This window comes from Corynebacterium sp. MSK035 (assembly GCF_030232615.1).
GTDB classification, from domain to species: Bacteria; Actinomycetota; Actinomycetes; order Mycobacteriales; family Mycobacteriaceae; genus Corynebacterium; species Corynebacterium jeikeium_D.
In genome coordinates, this window is the sequence record NZ_JASPJP010000002.1 from 223,125 (window position 1) to 240,811 (window position 17,687).

General features: G+C 61.0%; 19 protein-coding genes and 2 pseudogenes. 10 read left to right on the top strand and 11 right to left on the bottom strand.

Annotated features, from left to right (window positions below):
* The first annotated feature begins 1,839 nt into the window (after window positions 1-1,839).
* From QP978_RS02310 to QP978_RS02320, 3 genes are all read left to right on the top strand, one after another.
* Window positions 1,840-2,148, top strand: coding sequence for a helix-turn-helix domain-containing protein (locus tag QP978_RS02310; RefSeq protein WP_284856799.1), 309 nt, complete (start codon window positions 1,840-1,842; stop codon window positions 2,146-2,148).
* Window positions 2,149-2,319: 171 nt separating this feature from the next.
* Entirely contained in the window at window positions 2,320-2,613 is a 294-nt protein-coding gene (locus QP978_RS02315; protein ID WP_022865470.1) for a hypothetical protein, read from the top strand.
* A 1,640-nt stretch (window positions 2,614-4,253) separates the two neighbouring features.
* The gene (locus tag QP978_RS02320; RefSeq protein ID WP_284856800.1) at window positions 4,254-5,444 is read left to right on the top strand and encodes a coiled-coil domain-containing protein; all 1,191 of its coding nucleotides are present in this window, start codon (window positions 4,254-4,256) and stop codon (window positions 5,442-5,444) included.
* A gap of 680 nt (window positions 5,445-6,124) precedes the next feature.
* Here QP978_RS02320 and QP978_RS02325 read toward each other — a convergent pair.
* Together QP978_RS02325 and QP978_RS02330 are read right to left on the bottom strand one after the other, a co-directional pair.
* A complete protein-coding gene (locus tag QP978_RS02325; RefSeq protein WP_038610832.1) occupies window positions 6,125-6,835 on the bottom strand; it encodes an IS6 family transposase in 711 nt (236 codons plus the stop codon).
* Window positions 6,836-7,310: 475 nt separating this feature from the next.
* The gene (locus QP978_RS02330) at window positions 7,311-7,700 is read right to left on the bottom strand and encodes a heavy metal-responsive transcriptional regulator (RefSeq protein WP_004601215.1); all 390 of its coding nucleotides are present in this window, start codon (window positions 7,698-7,700) and stop codon (window positions 7,311-7,313) included.
* Between the two features lie 108 nt (window positions 7,701-7,808).
* On the opposite strand from QP978_RS02330, the gene merA reads away from it, so the two are divergent.
* From merA to QP978_RS02360, 6 genes and pseudogenes are all read left to right on the top strand, one after another.
* Entirely contained in the window at window positions 7,809-9,233 is a 1,425-nt protein-coding gene (gene merA / locus QP978_RS02335; protein ID WP_038610830.1) for a mercury(II) reductase, read from the top strand.
* A 33-nt stretch (window positions 9,234-9,266) separates the two neighbouring features.
* Window positions 9,267-9,920, top strand: a complete 654-nt coding sequence (merB, locus tag QP978_RS02340) for an organomercurial lyase MerB (RefSeq protein WP_038610828.1) — start codon at window positions 9,267-9,269, stop codon at window positions 9,918-9,920.
* A gap of 126 nt (window positions 9,921-10,046) precedes the next feature.
* Window positions 10,047-10,262: a mercuric ion transporter MerT gene (gene merT, locus QP978_RS10865; protein ID WP_038613943.1), complete on the top strand. Its 216-nt coding sequence runs from the start codon at window positions 10,047-10,049 to the stop codon at window positions 10,260-10,262.
* Between the two features lie 38 nt (window positions 10,263-10,300).
* Window positions 10,301-10,864 (top strand): TlpA family protein disulfide reductase, encoded by a 564-nt coding sequence (locus tag QP978_RS02350; RefSeq protein ID WP_038610826.1) that lies wholly within the window; start codon window positions 10,301-10,303, stop codon window positions 10,862-10,864.
* Window positions 10,861-11,817, top strand: coding sequence for a cytochrome c biogenesis CcdA family protein (locus tag QP978_RS02355; RefSeq protein WP_038610825.1), 957 nt, complete (start codon window positions 10,861-10,863; stop codon window positions 11,815-11,817). The genes QP978_RS02350 and QP978_RS02355 overlap by 4 nt, the downstream gene beginning before the upstream one ends.
* A 375-nt stretch (window positions 11,818-12,192) precedes the next feature.
* A pseudogene (locus QP978_RS02360) lies at window positions 12,193-12,343 on the top strand (IS481 family transposase); the annotation flags it as partial.
* 263 nt (window positions 12,344-12,606) lie between these two features.
* Here the strand turns inward: QP978_RS02360 and QP978_RS02365 are convergent.
* From QP978_RS02365 to QP978_RS02380, 4 genes are all read right to left on the bottom strand, one after another.
* Window positions 12,607-12,921, bottom strand: a complete 315-nt coding sequence (locus tag QP978_RS02365) for an NIPSNAP family protein (protein WP_230208643.1) — start codon at window positions 12,919-12,921, stop codon at window positions 12,607-12,609.
* A gap of 105 nt (window positions 12,922-13,026) precedes the next feature.
* Complete coding sequence (locus tag QP978_RS02370) at window positions 13,027-13,356, bottom strand: DMT family transporter (protein ID WP_034666342.1); 330 nt, start codon at window positions 13,354-13,356, stop codon at window positions 13,027-13,029.
* Window positions 13,353-13,712 carry a DMT family transporter gene (locus QP978_RS02375; protein ID WP_038610824.1) on the bottom strand — a complete coding sequence of 120 codons (360 nt, stop codon included), beginning with the start codon at window positions 13,710-13,712 and terminating at the stop codon, window positions 13,353-13,355. Before QP978_RS02375 ends, QP978_RS02370 begins: the two co-directional genes overlap by 4 nt.
* Window positions 13,709-14,254, bottom strand: a complete 546-nt coding sequence (locus QP978_RS02380) for a TetR/AcrR family transcriptional regulator (protein WP_034666346.1) — start codon at window positions 14,252-14,254, stop codon at window positions 13,709-13,711. Before QP978_RS02380 ends, QP978_RS02375 begins: the two co-directional genes overlap by 4 nt.
* Window positions 14,255-14,466: 212 nt before the next feature.
* On the opposite strand from QP978_RS02380, the pseudogene QP978_RS02385 reads away from it, so the two are divergent.
* Window positions 14,467-14,727, top strand: a pseudogene (locus QP978_RS02385) (recombinase family protein); the annotation flags it as partial.
* Window positions 14,728-14,875: 148 nt separating this feature from the next.
* Here the strand turns inward: QP978_RS02385 and QP978_RS02390 are convergent.
* The 5 genes from QP978_RS02390 to QP978_RS02410 form a co-directional block, all read right to left on the bottom strand.
* Window positions 14,876-15,307 carry a single-stranded DNA-binding protein gene (locus tag QP978_RS02390; protein WP_239356777.1) on the bottom strand — a complete coding sequence of 144 codons (432 nt, stop codon included), beginning with the start codon at window positions 15,305-15,307 and terminating at the stop codon, window positions 14,876-14,878.
* Between the two features lie 91 nt (window positions 15,308-15,398).
* Window positions 15,399-15,545 (bottom strand): hypothetical protein, encoded by a 147-nt coding sequence (locus QP978_RS02395; RefSeq protein ID WP_158293362.1) that lies wholly within the window; start codon window positions 15,543-15,545, stop codon window positions 15,399-15,401.
* Window positions 15,546-15,699: 154 nt separating this feature from the next.
* Entirely contained in the window at window positions 15,700-16,722 is a 1,023-nt protein-coding gene (locus QP978_RS02400; RefSeq protein ID WP_284856801.1) for a DUF4192 domain-containing protein, read from the bottom strand.
* Window positions 16,723-16,894: 172 nt separating this feature from the next.
* Window positions 16,895-17,026 (bottom strand): hypothetical protein, encoded by a 132-nt coding sequence (locus QP978_RS02405; protein WP_259797653.1) that lies wholly within the window; start codon window positions 17,024-17,026, stop codon window positions 16,895-16,897.
* 62 nt (window positions 17,027-17,088) lie between these two features.
* Entirely contained in the window at window positions 17,089-17,685 is a 597-nt protein-coding gene (locus QP978_RS02410; protein ID WP_259797651.1) for a hypothetical protein, read from the bottom strand.
* Window positions 17,686-17,687: the final 2 nt, after the last annotated feature.

The window sequence follows — 17,687 nt, forward strand, 5'->3', positions numbered from 1 at the left end:
AATGTATGTACGTTTAAGTTACAGCATCGACACTGACGCTCCACATGGAGGGACGGCCGCAGCCCTGCAGCAAGCACACGGCAGGGTGTCTGCTTCGGGCGACGTGAAATTACGCAGAAAAATACGAAACACATCACCGCAGGTCACGGTAGGTATTTGCGGGTCATTTCGTAATCTCGTAAACGAAAAGAACAAAACTACGAAACACAAAAACATACGTTGAGCAGCGTAAATGGTTTTCGTTTCGTAATTTTTCCACTTTTTGAAGAAAATCTAAATAAGAAGAGACACCTTGATTGCAATTGTGTCCCGTGTCACATAGCTGCAACCCCTGCAGCGTGCCCTCAACGAGGACGCTCTGTGTCGTAGACATGTGCCTGCAATGCGTGTCTGTGTCTCTCTCTTAAAAGGTTTGGGTCGAAATACCGCAAAATTACGAAACACCGCCGAAATGTGACGTGTCTATGCAGGTCACAGCGTTATCGCGTGTTTCGTAGTTTTGTTCTTTTCGTTTGCGGAAATCACGAAACCGCAGGTAGAGCGTTTCGTAATTTTTTCGTATTTTGATCGGCAAATTACGAAACGAGGTCAAAACTACGAAACGAACACACAACACCTGTGTTGCGTGTCACACAACGGCGCGCCACGGACGTGTTGCAGCGTGGCAGTATCCCGGCCGTGTCACATAGCTGCAACCCCTGCAGCGTGCCCTCAACGAGGACGCTCTGTGTCGTAGACATGTGCCTGCAATGCGTGTCTGTGTCTCTCTCTTAAAAGGTTTGGGTCGAAATACCGCAAAATTACGAAACATCCCCGAAATGTGACGTGTCTATGCAGGTCACAGCGTTATCGCGTGTTTCGTAGTTTTGTTCTTTTCGTTTGCGGAAATCACGAAACCGCAGGTAGAGCGTTTCGTAATTTTTTCGTATTTTGATCGGCAAATTACGAAACGAGGTCAAAACTACGAAACGAGCGCGCTACAGACGTGTCACAGGTCATAAAAAGGCGCGCCCCTTGCGTGTCACCGTGACGCAGCATCCCGGCCGTGTCACATAGCTACAACCCCTGCAGCGTGCCCTCAATGAGGACGGTCTGTGTCGTAGACATGTGCCCGTAATGTGTGTCTGTGTCTCTCTCTTAAAAGGTTTGGGTCGAAATGCCGCAAAATTACGAAACATCCCCGAAATGTGACGTGTCTGTGCAGGTCACAGCGTTATCGCGTGTTTCGTAATTTGGTTTTCCGATTTTCGTAGTTCTACGAAACCGCAGGTAGAGCGTTTCGTAATTTTTTCGTATTTTGATCGGCAAATTACGAAACGAGGTCAAAACTACGAAACGAGCACACTATAGACGTGTCACAGGTCACAAAAAGGCGCGCCCCTTGCGTGTCACCATGCCGCCACACAACAGCTGCCCCACCACAACACCCCAGCCGTGTCACGCGGCGTGTAGGGACGTGCTCGGTTCGATCTACAAAAATCAGGTTGCAGGCTATTGTGTGCGGCACATAGGTGCCTTACCATGGCCTCTAGACCGTATGTGGCGTGTTATTTCGTTTTTGGTCTAGCCAGCCGCATACGGGGGATAACCCCGAGGATAATTCATAAAGAGATAGCCTCTCGACCGTGATAGGCGCGGTTCCTCCGACGAGATAGACCGGTTGGCAACGGCATTGCCGACCACAAAAGCGGTCAGGTAGGGAGTAAGCGCTCCCGTAAAGCGATGGGACGGCAGACCACCGTTCTAGCGAGTCGAGCACGGCACTCCAAGCCGCCTGAATAGCAAGCCGGTAAAGCACCCCGCTCCGGGACAGATCAATCTGCCCAGGAGCGTTTTTCTATGTCCGAAAAGGACACGACTACCGCCGTCGCGCCACGCTTTTACACGCTGCAGGAACTCGCCGATCTCGGCGTCGGCTCCGAGTCCACGTTGCGAAAAGCTATTAAAGAGGGCCGTCTTTCATTCCACCGTTTCGGCACCGCCTATCGGATTCGCCAAGACGATCTCGACGCCTACCTCACGGCCGCACGCCGCCCTGCCCCGCAGTTATTCGACGGCTTCGTCGATGCCGTCGTGGATGCAGCGCCCCAACTGACAGATAAGCAGCGACAGCAACTCGTCACGGTGCTGGGTGGTGCGAAGCACTAGTGCGGACAAACCCACCTACGACGAGATCCCGCCGCTTAGCTCAGCTAGCCAGGCTGGGTCTTGAGCTGAGTGCGAGGGCTGATGGGTGATGGCCGTGCTACAACACACGCGCGCTCCACCGTCGTGCCCCGAGCCCAAACAAAGAATTCACTCAATCAAGGAGAACAAACCATGTCTTTCAGAGACGATTACGCAGCCGCGCTCCGCGATGAGCAGCGAGCAAAAGATTCCGTGAACGAGGCGCGCCGTGCACACAAAGCAGCAAAGGAGCGTCTTGCGCAGTTGCGCAAGTACGCCAAAGAGTTCGAGGTGAAACTCGACGACGACAAGCCCGCCGGGACCGAAGATGACGGCGATACGCCGAAGAACGGTGACGGCAATACGACTAAGAACGGTGACGGCAATAAGCCTGAGAGCACCGAGGGCAGTAAGCCGAAGCGGCATCTAGAAGTTGTACCCGACTAACCCTTTAGCCGTACACGCAATCACCTCATGCGTGTACGGCCACGCGGCGTGACGACGTACAGCCGTCACGTTTGATGTCGCCACACACCCCGCTCGCAAGGGCGGGGTTTTCGCGTGTGTGCGGGTGGCTGCGGCACCGCTACACGTGACACTGTCACGATGCTTGCGCCGGTATCGGCGACGGGGCATATACACGTCTGCCCCGTCGCCTGGATCATCCGCCACATGGCTGGCGGTATGTCGCGCTGCTGTTATGCGCGGTTCTGGCCGGCATAGTCTTGTGTGGACTTGAAATATGCCGAAGACGGGGCCGTGGGTGCAGCAAAGACAGCAGCGTGGACAGAGCAGATTTCAGCAGCTGTGCTGCTGAAGTTGTGACCGCGACGGCAGATGGTATGCGGCGGACGCCGCATCATGGACGCGTCGTGAGATACGCCAATATCCATCTCGGCAGGCTTGCCGTGATGGAGCGTTTCGTGATGACCCAAACACGACACATCGATGCTGGCATATCCGACTGTATATCGACAAGATATATCGGATTGCCAGCAGTGTCGTGACGTACAGCATGGGTCATCACACAAGGTGCAGCGCCAGCTGCACTATTGGGCATCTTGACCGGAGCGCAAGCGGAGGGCAAGACAGCACCAGCCAGACCGAGCGAGCGAGGTCTGAGACTGGGGCTGTAGGGGGCGGCGCGCCAGCGCCGGGCACCGGGTTATGCGAGCGCCAGCGAGCAGTAATACCCGGTGCAGTGCCTCGGCTATGCCGAGCGCCGGAGCGCAGCGGAGGCGTCGCACCCCCTTATGCCCTTTTCCCCTTCTACCCCTATAACGACAAACATATAGGGGTTTTGACACAGAAGGGGGCTGCGACCTGCGTGTTTCGGGTCTTTACGTGGTCTTCGACCCTTACCCGAAACGGCCCGTTGATGCGCGAAGCGCACATGGTGCCTATGCAAAACCTGCAGGTCGCCACGCTGTGCGCACCACGTGTGGCGTCAGCCACTGTATGTCGGTCTTAAAGTAAGGGCCGATGACGGGTGGAAACGCCGCTTGCGGCGTCTTCCCGCGTCATCGAGACACCTGCAGCGAGCTTGCGAGCGCAAGGTGTCTAACCGAACGGCAAGACCGACATCGTCTAAGTGGTGCGCACAGCCACACCCTGCACCGTGACACCGCCGTCAGGCGGTCATTGCAGGGTGGTGAAAATCCCGCAGCGAGCTATCCGCCGCAAGGCGGTGTTGATGCTGCTGCGGGGGTTGAGACACGGGCCTGAAGTAACACACTCCATATCGGCCCGTACAACAAGCACACTATCGGTGCAGACGTATCACGCTCGCGGCGGACATATGCGCGACAGCGCATGTGAGATACACCGCCAGCGACGTGTGTTTCGCAGCGCCCGCGCTGCAGCAGATCCAGCGGCAGCTGCTGACACAAATTCATAGCGCCGCGACTCGATTGGTTCATCTTTGTGGCAGCGGCTGTACGGCCCTGTGGCGGCCGTAGACGCCTCGGATGGACGGAGTGCGCGTGCAGACGAACAGTTTCGAGACGTCGCTGTTCGTCGTGTATCCGCCGAAGTCGATGTGCAAGGAGATCCCCGACTACTACACCAGTGAGGTGGACGGGCGCGAAGTGAAACGTCCGCGCTATGTCGCCCGCGACTACGAAGAAGCAAAGAAGTACCCCGAAGAGTCAATGCGTTGGCTCGCCGAGAACTTCATTCCCGGCGGTATCGACGCAGTCGCCGGCGGGAACATGAACTTCGACGAATCGACGCCACACATCCAGTTTCAGGCGGACACCCTCTCCCCTCATCCGGACAAGCCCGGTACGCTGCGTTGCCGCCCTGGCATCGCGTACAACACAGACCCCACGGTGCGGTACACATCCGGCCCGAAGAAGGGCAAGCAGATATCGGGCCAACAGAAGTTCATCGATGCACAGCGAGGGCTTCGTGAACACATGCACTCGTTGGGTTATCCGGTCGAGCTGGAAGTCTCTGAACGACACGACGAGTCGCTGAACCTCGACCGCTACACCGAGCAGCAAGATCGGGAGCGTGATCTCGCGAACCGAGAGAACGAAGTGGAACTCAAGCACCGTTCGGTACAGCGAGACATGGACGCGACTGAGCGTGACCGCGAGCAGGCGGCAGAAGAACTTGAACAGGCCCAAGAAGCCAACGAGAAAGCGCAAAGTGTGCTGCAGCACGCCGAAGAACAGGCCCGCGCTGTTGCTGAGCGCGTACTTCGTGAATCACGCGAGAAAGCCGAGCAGGACGCCGAACAGACCATGGGCCTTGCCGAAGCGCAAGCAGACGAGCTGCTCGAACGAGCCGAAGAGACTGCACGGGCCAAGGCGAGCGCGATTACAGCCACGGCCCGCAGCGAAGCGGAGTCGATAACTCGCAAGGCCGACGAGGCCCATAAGCAGGCTGAGCGCGACGCCGAGACGATCCGCAGTGAAGCACGAGGTAAGGCTGCAAGCATCCGCGACGAGGCCACGCGCGACGCTACATCGATGCGTGAGGACGCCCGCGAGGACGCTGATCAGATCCGCCGCAACGCGCACGCGGATGCCGAAGATGAAGCCGCCATCATCATCGAAGAAGCGGTGAAGTCAGGACAGCAGTTGGAGCATCTGGACAAGAAGTTCCTGGTGCAAGAACTGCACGGCAGCCCGGAGTTGCTTGAGCGCTTTACGCAGTTCAAGGAGTCGCAGACCTCAAGCAAGCACAGTGACGCGCGCCGACGTGCACAGGAGCGTATCGAGAAGCGCCGCCGCCATCAGCAACAGCAGCGTGACCGTGATGGCGTTGATTAGTTGTAGCACTGCTCTCCCCCGCCCTGTACGGCCCTGTAGCGGCCTAGCAGGGTGTCGCCAGGGTCAGTGTCCAGAGATAGCGCTAAAACCGCTCTAATTCAGCGAGAATCGAAGAAATCTGGGCCACGCTGAGCGGAGTGTCACTACGTTGTGCAGCGAATTGGCCTGTTGAGTGGCGGAGATATTGCGCAGCACGTCGGCCGGGACAATGGCGCGTGTGCTGCGCAGAAAAGACGTCCGCAGAAGGGCCGGCAGAATGACGGTGTCATTCTGTTGCGCAGTAAAGGTGTCAATAGGATGACAAACCACTTCACTGCCCAATTCACATGTCATTAAAGTGACAGGGCATTTGATTGCGCAGTAAACGTGTCGATGAAATGGGTGCCCAATACACAGTGCAACCTACGTGTTAATGAAATGTCGCGTCCACTACATAGTGCAGTGAATTGCGCAGCAGAAACGCCAGTAAAAGCACCGCTGCACTGCACTGTAAAACAGCACGGGTGATGTGCAACAAAGCGGCGTGTGAAATACACCGTGAAATGTCAGTGCACCTAGAGCTGCACCACCGCTATTCCCCTACGACGTCCGAACGGCGCCTTGGTGCTGTTGCAAACTTCAGGCGGAGAGCCGTGACGACCCAGTCTTCATCCTCTGATGCTCGCTGCGGGTCGGCGTTCTCAGGCAGCCTCGAACACCCGGCTGACGATCACCGCATCCGGGTTCGGTTGCTCGTAGGCAAACATCGCGCCCTGGCCTTTCCGTAATGAGTGCATCGCTTCCATCCCTTTCAACGTCCGGTACGCCGAGGTCTGGTTTTTGAACGCCCCCTTCGGTCCGAGGATCCGTTTCAGCCGCCCATGATCTCCTTCAATGACGTTATTGAGGTATTTCACCTGCCGGTGTTCCACGGTCTGCGGGCAGATTCCCTCTGACTTCAACTCGGCGATTGCCCTGGCCAGGGAGGGTGCTTTATCGGTGTTGATCACCCGCGGGAACCCGGTTATCGTGTTCGACCTCAGGGTCTTGGCCAGGAAACGCTTCGCTGCGGCGACATTACGCTTTGGGGACAGGCAAAAATCCAGGGTATGCCCACCCGCGGTGATGGCCCGATAGAGGTAGCACCACTTTCCCCCGACCCGGATATAGGTCTCGTCCACCCGCCAGGACCGGGCCTGCCAATCCGGGACTTGTCGGTACCACCGGGTCTGCTTGTCCAGCTCAGGAGCATATTTCTGGACCCAGCGGTAGATGGTGCTGTGATCGACCGGTACGCCGCGTTCGGTCATCATTTCTTCCAGATCGCGGTAGCTGAGCCCGTAGCGGCAGTACCACCGGACCGCCCACAGGATGATTTCACGGGGGAAATGACGACCGGAGAAGATGCCCATGGCTGTGATTATTTCACGCAGGTCTTCCTGTCGCCCGAACTTTGCAACAGCACCAGCGGAAACGGGGTTCTCGCGGGCCACGGTCGCACGTCACGTCGCCGCCCTTAAAGGGGCGAGTGAATGGCCCGAGCTGTAGGGGTCTCACACCGTAAGCAATATACGGTTCCCCTGCCCCCCGGGCAGTGAAGAATGAGAGAACCCGGGTGAAGCAAGGTTCTCAGATAGCGGAAGACCCCGGGGAGCAGGGGGGATTGCTCGACCCAGGGCCTTCGGACGCCTGCGGAGCAGGAACCCACCCCAGCGTCATCACGAAACTATCATTTGTACAAGCAGTGTGCAGGTCTTACGCGTTAGGGATGACTACTACGTCAGTCAATTTGTCGATTTTGCTGATGAGCTCTTCCTCAATTTTGTAGATCTGGCGGTATCTTTTTGCGAGAGCCTTTTGGCGGTCCAGGAGGTGTGCCCAATTGGATTACAAGTACCTACACACTTGATCGGTGCTGCACGTTTCAGGGTCCGGGTGTGCGGCGTCCTGTCTGAGGTCCGCGATAGTGTCGCGTAGCACGGAGAGCTGCGCGATCTGCTGCTCGATCTCAGCGAGGCGCACGTCAAGCAGGTCGCGCACGTGCTCGCAGGGCGCCTGGCCGCCGTCGCGGATGTCGAGGATCTGGCGGATCTGGGCGAGGGTCAGCCCGGCGGCCTGACCCCGGTGGATGAACCCGACCCGACCCACGGCATCCTCGGCGTAGTCCCGATAGCCGGAGGCCAATCGCTCGGCCGGAGGGAGCAGCCCCGACTCCTCGTAGAACCGCAGGGTCTTGGTCGTGGTTCCGGTTGCTTCCGCAAGCTGTCCGATCCTCATGTTCGCCGATTCCCCTTCCAATGGCCACCACACTTGACCTTCCATTGTACTGGAAGGTTCACAATGGTTCCATAGGAACTTTTGAACCACAGGGAAGAGACATCTGGAATGACAAACGAAAAGTTCGATCTGGCGATTATTGGTTCCGGCGGCGGAGCGTTTGCGGCCGCGATCCGGGCCACCGGGCTGGGCAAGCGCGTCGTGATGGTGGAGCGCGGCACCGTGGGCGGGACATGCGTGAACACGGGCTGCGTCCCGTCGAAGGCGCTCCTGGCTGCCGCGGAGGCCCGCCACGTGGCGTTGGATTCGGCCCGCTTCCCTGGGGTGGCGGCCTCGGCGGGCCCGGTGGACATGCCGGCCCTGATTCAGGGCAAGGCCGCGCTGGTTGAAAGCATGCGCACGGAGAAGTACGTCGATCTGGCCGCGGACTACGGGTGGACGATGATCTCGGGGGACGCGTCGTTCACCGGAACCCAGGACGCACCGCTGCTCCGGGTGATCTCCCCGGATGGTGCAGTGAGAACGATCGAGGCGGGGCACTACCTCGTGGCCACTGGCTCCGCACCCTACGTGCCCCCCGTTCCCGGACTGGCCGAGGCCGGGTACCTGACCTCGACGACGGCAATGGAACTGGACGAGGTGCCCGAATCAATGCTGATCCTGGGCGGAGGCTATGTTGCCCTGGAGATGGCACAGCTTTTCTCACGGCTTGGCTCCCGGGTGACCATGCTGGTCCGTTCCCGGTTGGCCTCGCAGGAGGAACCGGAGGCATCCAAGGCGTTGGCGGGGGTGTTCGCCGACGAGGGGATCCGAGTGGTCCGGCGGGCCATGGCCGACTCCGTGGCCTCCGGCCCGGACGGGGTCTCGGTGACGGCAAACGTGGCCGGGGGCGAGGAGGTGTTCCGCGCTTCCCACATCCTCGTGGCACTGGGCCGCCGCCCGGTGACCGAGGGACTGGACCTTGACGCCGTCGGGGTGAAGACCGGCGCATCCGGCGAGATCGTGGTCGATTCCCGCCTGGCCACGTCCAACCCGCGGGTTTGGGCCGCCGGGGACGCGACGGGCCATCGGGAGTTCGTTTACGTCGCAGCGGCCCACGGCGCCCTGGCCGTGGACAATGCGTTCACCGATGCCCTGGCCGAGGTCGACTACCGGCACCTGCCCCGGGTCACCTTCACCAGTCCCGCCATTGGGGCGGTCGGGATGACGGAAAAGGAAGCTGTCGCCGCCGGGATCAGCTGCGAGTGCCGGGTCCTCCCCCTGGAGTACGTGCCGCGAGCCGTGGTCAACCGCGACACCCGCGGCTTCATCAAGGTTGTCGCGGACCGCGACACCGGACGGATCCTGGGCCTCTCCGCGGTGGCCAAGGACGCCGGGGAGATCGCCGCCGCCGGCGTCTACATCCTCGAAGCGGGCATGACCACCGCACAGGTCGCCGCCTCCTGGAGCCCCTACCTGACGATGGCCGAGGGCATCAGGATCGCCGCCAAGGCCTTCAACACCGACGTCTCCAAGCTCTCCTGCTGCGCCTGAGTGCAGCCCCCACTACCGAAGCAAAGGAATGCCATGACCGCCACCGACCAGGCCCTCACCTATCTGTTGTCCCCCGCGCGCTCCGGAATAGACCCGGAATTGTTCGTGCCGCTGCTGCGGCTCCTGGCCGAGGGCGAGCCCGTCACGGTCGCCGAACTGGCCACCGCCAGTGGCCGGAGCGAAGACACGGTCCGGCAGGGACTGGCCGCCGTCCCGGACACCGAGTACGACGACGAGGGCCGCATCATCGGCCTGGCCCTGACGATGCGGCCCACCCCGCATCGCTTCACCCTGGCCGGGGAACAGCTCTACACCTGGTGCGCCCTGGACACCCTCTTCTTCCCGGCCCTGATCGGGAAGGCCGCAACCATTGAGTCGACCTCCCCGGGTAGCGGGACCGTCATCCGGGTGATGACGGGCGCGGACGGCACGGTGACCTCCGTGCAGCCGGCCACCGCCGTCGTGTCCATCATCAGCCACCCGGGCACGGGGCCGGTGCGGTCATCGTTCTGCAACCAGGTCCACTACTTCGCCTCCCGCGAGGACGCCCAGCCGTGGTTGGATTCCCATCCCGACGGCGAAGTCCTGGACATCGAGGCGGCACACCGGGCCGGTGCCGCCATGGCCTCCGCCCTCCTCGCCGCGGCCGCCACGCGGGCCCCCGCGGCGCAGGACTCCTGCTGCTGAGCTTTAAAAGGACATGACATGACCCAGCACCCAGAACAGCCAGACACCGGCCATCAACCCGTCCGGCAGACCGGTCGCCCCGGGCGATACCACACACTGGCCGCAGGAATCGGCATAGCAGCGGCCATGATCCTGTGCTGCGCAGGACCCATCCTCATCGCCGCCGGAGCCCTCGGCGCGATCGCCGGATTCTTCTCAAATCCCCTCGTGTTACTCGCGGCCGCCACGGTGCTCCTGGCCGGGATCATCGCCGTCACCAGGCAGCGAAAACGCCACAGGACCGACGACTGCTGCCCTCCCGCATCCCCCGAGCACCACCGCACCGACCACGGCACCGCCTGAGTCCCCATCCCCATTCCTGGAAGGAACCACCAGACACCATGACATACCCGAGATCCCGCCGTTCTCTGTCCGTTCCCCGGCCCAGGCACCTCGCCTCCGCCCTGTTTCTGACAGCGGTCATGGCACTGACAACCGCCTGCGCCAGCTCACCGAGCGGCCCGTCGGCCGCGCCAGGCGGTTCGTCGCCCGACGCGGCCGGTGCCGTTGCTGTTACGGTCTCCGACATTGACGGCACTACCCGGACCATCCCGGACGGTAAGCCCGCAGCACTGTTCTTCTTCTCTGCCGGATGCGGTGAGTGTGTGGAAGGGGCCGATTCCCTGAACAAGGCCTCCACGGCCCTGGGAAGCTCGGCCGACTACCTCCTGGTGGACGTGGACCCCCGAGAACCGAAGGAGACCATCAACGGATTCCGCGATTACATCAAGGCCCCTGAGCTCCCTGCCGTCATCGACACCGGGGCCACACTGACCACCCGGTACAAGGTCACCTCCATGAGCACCCTGGTGGTGGTCGACGCGAAGGGTGACGTTACCTTCCGGGCCACCGACCCGTCTGCGGAAAAGATCCAAGAAGAACTCACCAAGGCCGGTGCCCAATGACAGCCCTGCTTGCCCTGGCCTTCGCCGCTGGAATGATTGCCCCGGTCAATCCCTGCGGTTTCGCCCTCCTGCCCGCCTGGATAGCCCAGACCATCGGGGACGCCCGGACGCGCCCGCTCGCGCTGCGTCTGGCCCACGGGCTCCGGGCCGGGCTCGCGCTCAGCCTCGGCTTCGCCGGGACCCTGGCAGCCTTCGGGCTGATCGTCAGCGCGGGCGCCAGGACCCTGATCAGCGCAGCGCCCTGGCTGGGAATGGCCACCGGGGTGATCCTTCTCCTGCTGGGCCTGGCCATGCTCACCGGACTCACACCACGGCTCCGTCTGCCGGCCTGGGCCACGAAACCCCGCACACAAGAAGCCGCAGGGGCAGGGCACAAAACCGGGCGCATGGTGGCCTTCGGGGTCGGATACGCCGCAGCATCCCTCGGCTGCACCCTCGGGGTGCTCCTGGCCGTGATCGCCCAAGCCCAGGCCGTCGCCAGCTACGCCGGGCTGCTCGCGGTCTTCGCCGCCTACGCCGCAGGCTCGGCCACTGTCCTGATGCTCGTTTCGGCAGGCACGGCCATCGCCGGGGCCGCCCTCGGGCGAAGAATCACCGGCCTGGCCAAGCACAGCAACCGCATCGCCGCCTTCATCCTCACCATAACCGGCGCCTACCTCAGCTGGTATTGGTATCCCGCCGCCACCGGCGGAACCGCACAGGCCAACAGCCTCGCCGTATGGTCAGCCGCCGCCAGCGCCTGGATCAGCGACAACAGCACCCTGATCGCAGCCCTCGCCGCAGCCGTGGTGCTCGCATCGGCATTGGCCGCCCTCAACCGGCGCAGGAGACTGCGCATCAGACAGGGAACGCCGCCCACAGGCGAGGGCCCCGGGCAAAGCGGGGAACCCGACTGCTGCGCACCAACTCCGGACAACAACTCGACCGAGGACCGGCCAGGCACGATCCCGTAGCTGGCCGAGGACTCCCAAAAAGCAAGGGGGAGAGGGAACCGTGCCCCATCTTCTGGCAAACGAGGCGCCCGCCTATCAGGACAGGTTGGTACAGCGGCATCAGGCCGGAAGTCAATTCGTGCAGAGGACTTCGGGCAATCCGTCAGGAGCCCTCTGTACCGCCCCCGCAATGACGGGAACGTCAGTGTGGTGGACTTCGGAAAGCCACAGTGACACCCACTAGTTGTACTCGACCGTGACGTTGGTGGCACTTTCGGTCTTGTGAAATAGTTAGGCCTCCTGGCTTAGTGGAGCTGTCTAGTTCTTCACTGCCGGAGGCCTCTATGCCCAACGGTAACGCCCGCTTGACCACGCATGCGAGAGCGTTGCTGGTGGCCAGGCAAGCTCATCCATATCGATGTGAAGAAACTCAGCCGCATCCCCGACAGCGGCGGTTGGCGAGTCCACGACCGACCCGCGACCGGAAGACCCGATCGGGTTCGACCACGTCCATGCCGCTGTCGATGACCACACCCGACTCGCTTATATGGCCCACTAGCGGTCGCGGAGCGTCCTGAAAACCTAAAGTTTTATGAGACACCCGGCAGGAACTGGAATGTGAGACCGTTTCATGGGGCAATTGGCCTCCTCCCCGTCTCACTAAAGCGTCTCGCCCTAAGTTGTCGCAGGGTGGTGCTCGGTAGGGGTTTGTGAGGCATAATCGAGACATGAGGCTTTTGGGGTACACCCATCTGTACGCGCTGACCTGCGGCGTTGTGGGTTGTGCCGAGCGTGCTGCCGGAGTCCCTTTCAGTGTCCCTGGGGTAGGAGCGGCCGCATGAAGGTGCGCTCGTACCGCAGGACGCACCCGGACTCGTCTCGAATCCGGTCAGCGGCGATGAAGTCCGGGTGGGTGCCGAACAAGGTGCGGTACTGCTCGTAGGCAGCCAGGCTGGGGAAGCTGAACAGGGATTCCGCACGGTCACTCACACCTTCCGCGGGTAGGTAGTACCCGTGGTGGGTGCCGCCGTGTTCGTCGACATGCCGCATCCAAGCGCGGGCGAACTGTTCAAAGGCCGCGATCTGGTCGGGGTCGATGGTGTAGTGGACGACACAGGTGATCACATCCACAACGCTAGGCCCACAGGCGCTCATTGGGGAGCCTTTGTCTGTGCGCCTCGTGGTGCACCTGGGGCACACCAATCTGCCTGGTTTACCTGCGGAAATGCGTCAGTTCGCCAAGTTGGCGCCGATTTCAACGGTGAGAACTCCGACGGCGATGAAGAGGATGCCGAGGGCCATGGTTCGGGTGAGGGGTTCGTGGAAGATGACCCGGGCGAGGATCGCGGTGAGAGCTACGCCGGATGCTGCCCAGATGCCGTAGGCGACGCCAAGGGCCATGCCGTCGGCCAAGGCGAGACTTAAGGCGACGAACGCCACGAGATACCCCGCGATGACGCCGATGAACCATTTCTTCACCCGGCCACCGTCGGAGGCTCGTAGCGACATGGTCGCGACGACTTCGGACAAGATGGCGCCTGCGAGGAAGATCCATCTCATGAGTTGACTCCTGCTTCCTGGGCTGCGGTTTGCTGAGCTTTCTGGGAGCCGAGTTCGACGGTGAGGACACCGCTGATGATCAGAACCATTCCAAGACCCATCACAGCAGTCAGAGGTTCACCGAAAATCGCGGCGGATAGCACAGCGGCGAGCACGACCCCGCTGGCTCCCCAGATGCCATAGGCGACGCCGATCTGCATTCCTTCGCGCAGGCAGAAGGTGAGGAAGACGAAAGCGCCGATGTATCCGGCAGCAACCACGATGTACCAGGATGGGTGATTGAGCGCCGCCTTGAGAGACAGCGTCGCCGCCACTTCGGTAGTGATGGCACCAGCGAGCAGGAACCACTGCTTCATGGGGTTGTTCCTTCGATCAGGGAGCGAATGCTGGAGACGACGGCTTCGAGATCCGCGCCGTGGAGGGTGGACACACCTGTGGCCTGGGCGCCCCAGAGTCCGTCGGCGGCGAGTCGGGCGGTGGTCAGCCTGGCTCGGGTGGCGGCGTCGAGATCGTCCGGGAGTTCGAGCCAGCGGCCCATCCGCGTAGTCCACGGTTCGGTGAGTTCGGGCCGGTACGTCGCTTGGCCCCAGATGATGAACTCGGCGCGCTTGGCGGCCCCGTGGGCGGCGACGTGAACGTAGCTCAGGAGCCGCTCGGTGGCGTTGGCGTTCTCGAGGGGCTTGCCAAGGGTGGCAGTCATGTCGTTCTCGACGTTGGCCGCAGCGTGGTCGACGATCGCGGCGAGCAGTACGTCGCGGTTGCGGAAGTGATATAGCAATCCCGGTTTGGTGAGCCCGGCCTCGTGGGCCACTGCGTCAAGGGTAATGTCGCCACCCTCCGCTGCGTTCATGACGCGGAGGGCAGCTTCCAGGATCTCGGAGCGCTGACTGGTTCGCATATAGCTAATTTTACCATTTGGTAGGTGAAGCCTTCAACTGCGGGCGCTGGTAGGGGCACCTGGGGTACACCCCAAGCGAACAATTTGTGAATGAAAAAACTTCCTGTTCGCTAGGGTTAGTTCCAAGACTAACGGAACAGAACCGTCACTGCCTCTGGAGATCACTGAACAGTTGGGGGGCGATCTCAGGACAAAAGGTGGACTATGCCCGGGTGAGTTCGAAAGATCAGAACCTTGATCGTCAGATTGAACAACTCAAGGCAGAGAAGGTCTTCACCTATTACACGGATAAGGCCAGTGGTGGATCGCGTGAGCGCCCTGGACTTGATGAAGCAATGCGATATGTCCGTGCAGGAGATCAGCTTGTCGTCACGTCGATGGATCGGTGCGCGCGTTCACTGACGGATCTGTACGCCATTGTTGACGAGCTAGTCAGCAAAGGAGTGTCGGTGAAGCTCCTCAAGGAGGGACAGACCTACTCAAAAGACTCCACCCCGATCGCCAAGCTGATGCTAGGGCTGTTGGGTTTTGTTCAGTTGGGTATGGCCGTGAAAGAGCTGGATCAACACCGTGAAATAGTTGAAAAAATAACCCCGCAGGTTTCCCTGCGGGGTGTTGTCGTTAGAACGGTGCTTCGTCGTTGTCGGCGCCGGCGCCAGCCAGGGCGGCGTTCGCCGCCTCGCCACCGCGACGGGCAGCGCGTGCAGCGGACTCCTTCTTGGAGTCGATCAGCTGCACCGTGTCGATGCGTGCGACCAGCGGGTAGTGCTTCACACCGTCCTTGTCGGTGTAGACGTCGGTTTTCAGCGAGTAGCTCACCGCGACGCGGTCGCCGGAGCCGATGCAGCCGAACACGCCGGGGTTCTTCGCGTCCTGGACGTAGCCGGTCAGCTCCACGATCTCGGACTCGACCTTGCCGGTGGCCTTGTTCTTGAAGGTGTTGCGCGCATAGACGCTGAGTTTCACCGTCGCGCCACCGTTTGCGTGCTCGAACAGCTTCGGTGCGCGAGCTGCGTTGCCGACGATGGTGCCGTTGTTGAAGGGGTTGGACATGATGGTTCTCCTTAGGTGAGTGGGTGTGAATTGCTGTGCAATTTGGGTACTTAAGCAGCTGCTTTGCTGCTGCGGGGTGATTGAGCTGTCGTTACAGCACTGCCCAGGGCAGCGGTGTGCCTGCCGCCTCTAGGTCGCGCAGTTCTTGTGCTGCACCCGGATCGGCGTCCTCGCCGTCGATGCCGTCGGCGAGCTGGTAGAGCAGTTCCAGGTCGGTGTGGGTGATGTCGCGCATCACGTGCCTCCTTGTTCGGATTGGTGGTCAATCCGTCTGTTGGAGACAGCTCTGCTGTCTAGGGGGTTCCCCCCTGCCCCGCTAGGTGTGCATCTCTGCAGGCCACGGCCCCGCGAGAAAAAGAAACCCCGTTGCATTACTGCAACGGGGTGTGGTGTTACTCGGCGAACAGTATCGTGCGGGTCTTCTCGGCGCCCTCGCGGACAAGTTCGACCATCCGCTCGCCCTGGCCAATGTCTGTCAGCTTCGCCACCAACGACGGGAAGTTCTCGTCTGGCCCGATCTCGGTGGCTCGCTGCGCAGCTACGCCAGCTAGCCCCGGCTGGCCTGTGGCGTGCGCAAGCACGGCAACAGTGGTGGTGAGCTGCGCGCGCATCCCTGGCCAGCTGGTCGGGACAGCGCGCATAACCTGCTCTATGAACGCAAGGCCCGCCTGCGGGTCATCGAGCAGCGCCGCGAGCAGCGCGTCTCGCAAGCGCTTTGTAGTGAAGCATTTCAGCGCCGATCGAACAGCGCGCGTGCTCGGCTGGGTTATTCCCGCCGCCGCCTGCTCGTATTCACGCTGCAGCACGTCGGAGAACATGGGCGGGATATACGCCAGCGCGTCTTCGATGATGTCGGCGTGCTCGGCAGCGTCGATGCCGTGATCGGTGCTGTTCAGGCGTGCCTCGATGTCGTCTTTGCTCGGCTCCGGCAGCTCGCCGGTGTCCGCAAGCATCTGCTTAAGCGCCGCCGATGCAGCGACCTCGCCGACAACACCGTGGCGTGGCTCGTTGATGAGCGGGTGCTGGTACACAGACCACCACGCAGCCCCGGTGACGATCTCGGGCACCTGCACCACCCCGAGCAGCGGCGGTAGGTGCACCGCCCCGCTGGTGAGGTACGTAGCCGTCTCGTCGAAGACCGGCTGTGCAATGTCATCGCTGATCATGTACGCGATAACAGCGTCGAGTTCGAGGTGGTGGACCCACGCTGCGAACCGCTCGCGGCTCTCGGTGAGCTTTGCAACAGCTTCGTCCAGGTCGAACCGCGCGACCGGGCCGAGGCGGACGGTGTCGACGCCCTCGTCGTCGACGAAGAACGCGAGGATCAGCGAGTTGTTCGGGTAGAAGCCGAGGATGCCGGGGAGGTTCGCGAGGATCTCACCGTGGGATGCAAGCGTGTGGGAATGAGTGGACATGGCAGTGCTCCTTTGCACGAATACGGGGTGTACATGGTCAATCCCGTATTCGGTCCGGCTCTGCCGGTCGTGGGCGCATCCCAGCAGTGCAGTGCCTCATGTGTGCCAAGCGTCGCTAGCGCAGACTGGTGCTTGCCTTACCGGGTGCGAGCGCTAGCGACGCAGCCTGTGCTTAAGCGTCGGCGTCAATGCGCTCAAGAGCGCGATAGATCGTCGGCCGCGAGACGTTGCATATCCGGAGACTGTGTGTGGTGAGCTTCGGGTAGTAGTCAGCTTCGATGAAGGCGTAGCGCTGAGTACCCATTAACTGTTCCTGCTTCGACGTAGAGACGCTGGTGGAACCGATAAACGGTTAAATCCCTGCGTTTACACTAAGCGTAGAAGAGCTTCAACGTTTTCTTCCGCTCGCTTCCTGCGTTCAGCCACAAAGTCGTGCATCGCTTGCCAATCGGGAGTTCCCTCGGGTGTTTGGGGGAGCTTTATGGTTTCTTGGCTAACCTTGCTCCATACAGCCTTGTCGTCGTAGCTGTACCTCGGTCGAATAACTGCTTCCAAAACCGTGGCGACAAAGAGCAAGACTTCTTCGGTCAGCCGAGGATCCTCGCCTGCTCTGCTGTGATCTTGAACTGCTGCATCGTCGGGGAATGTTAGAAGATAGGAGTCGTCGATGACACTAGTGGCGGGAGTGTGGACGTAAACGCTGCCTACCGCGACGGCGCCGTTGGATACGACGCCTATTGTTTTTTCAGCAGTAGTCCATTCCCCTGGGCGCCCGAAATACATGATGCCGTTATTGCCGTACTTGGCATTTGTTAGAGGGACGGTGAACTCCTCGTTCTGCTCTACTGAAGTGTCAGCGGCTTTGACGAACTTTCGCGGTGGATCGGGCATAAACCCTAATTTCGGTTTATCGAACAGTTCGCCAACCTTGAACTCACCCCAGGCCGTACTGTCTACAATCACCG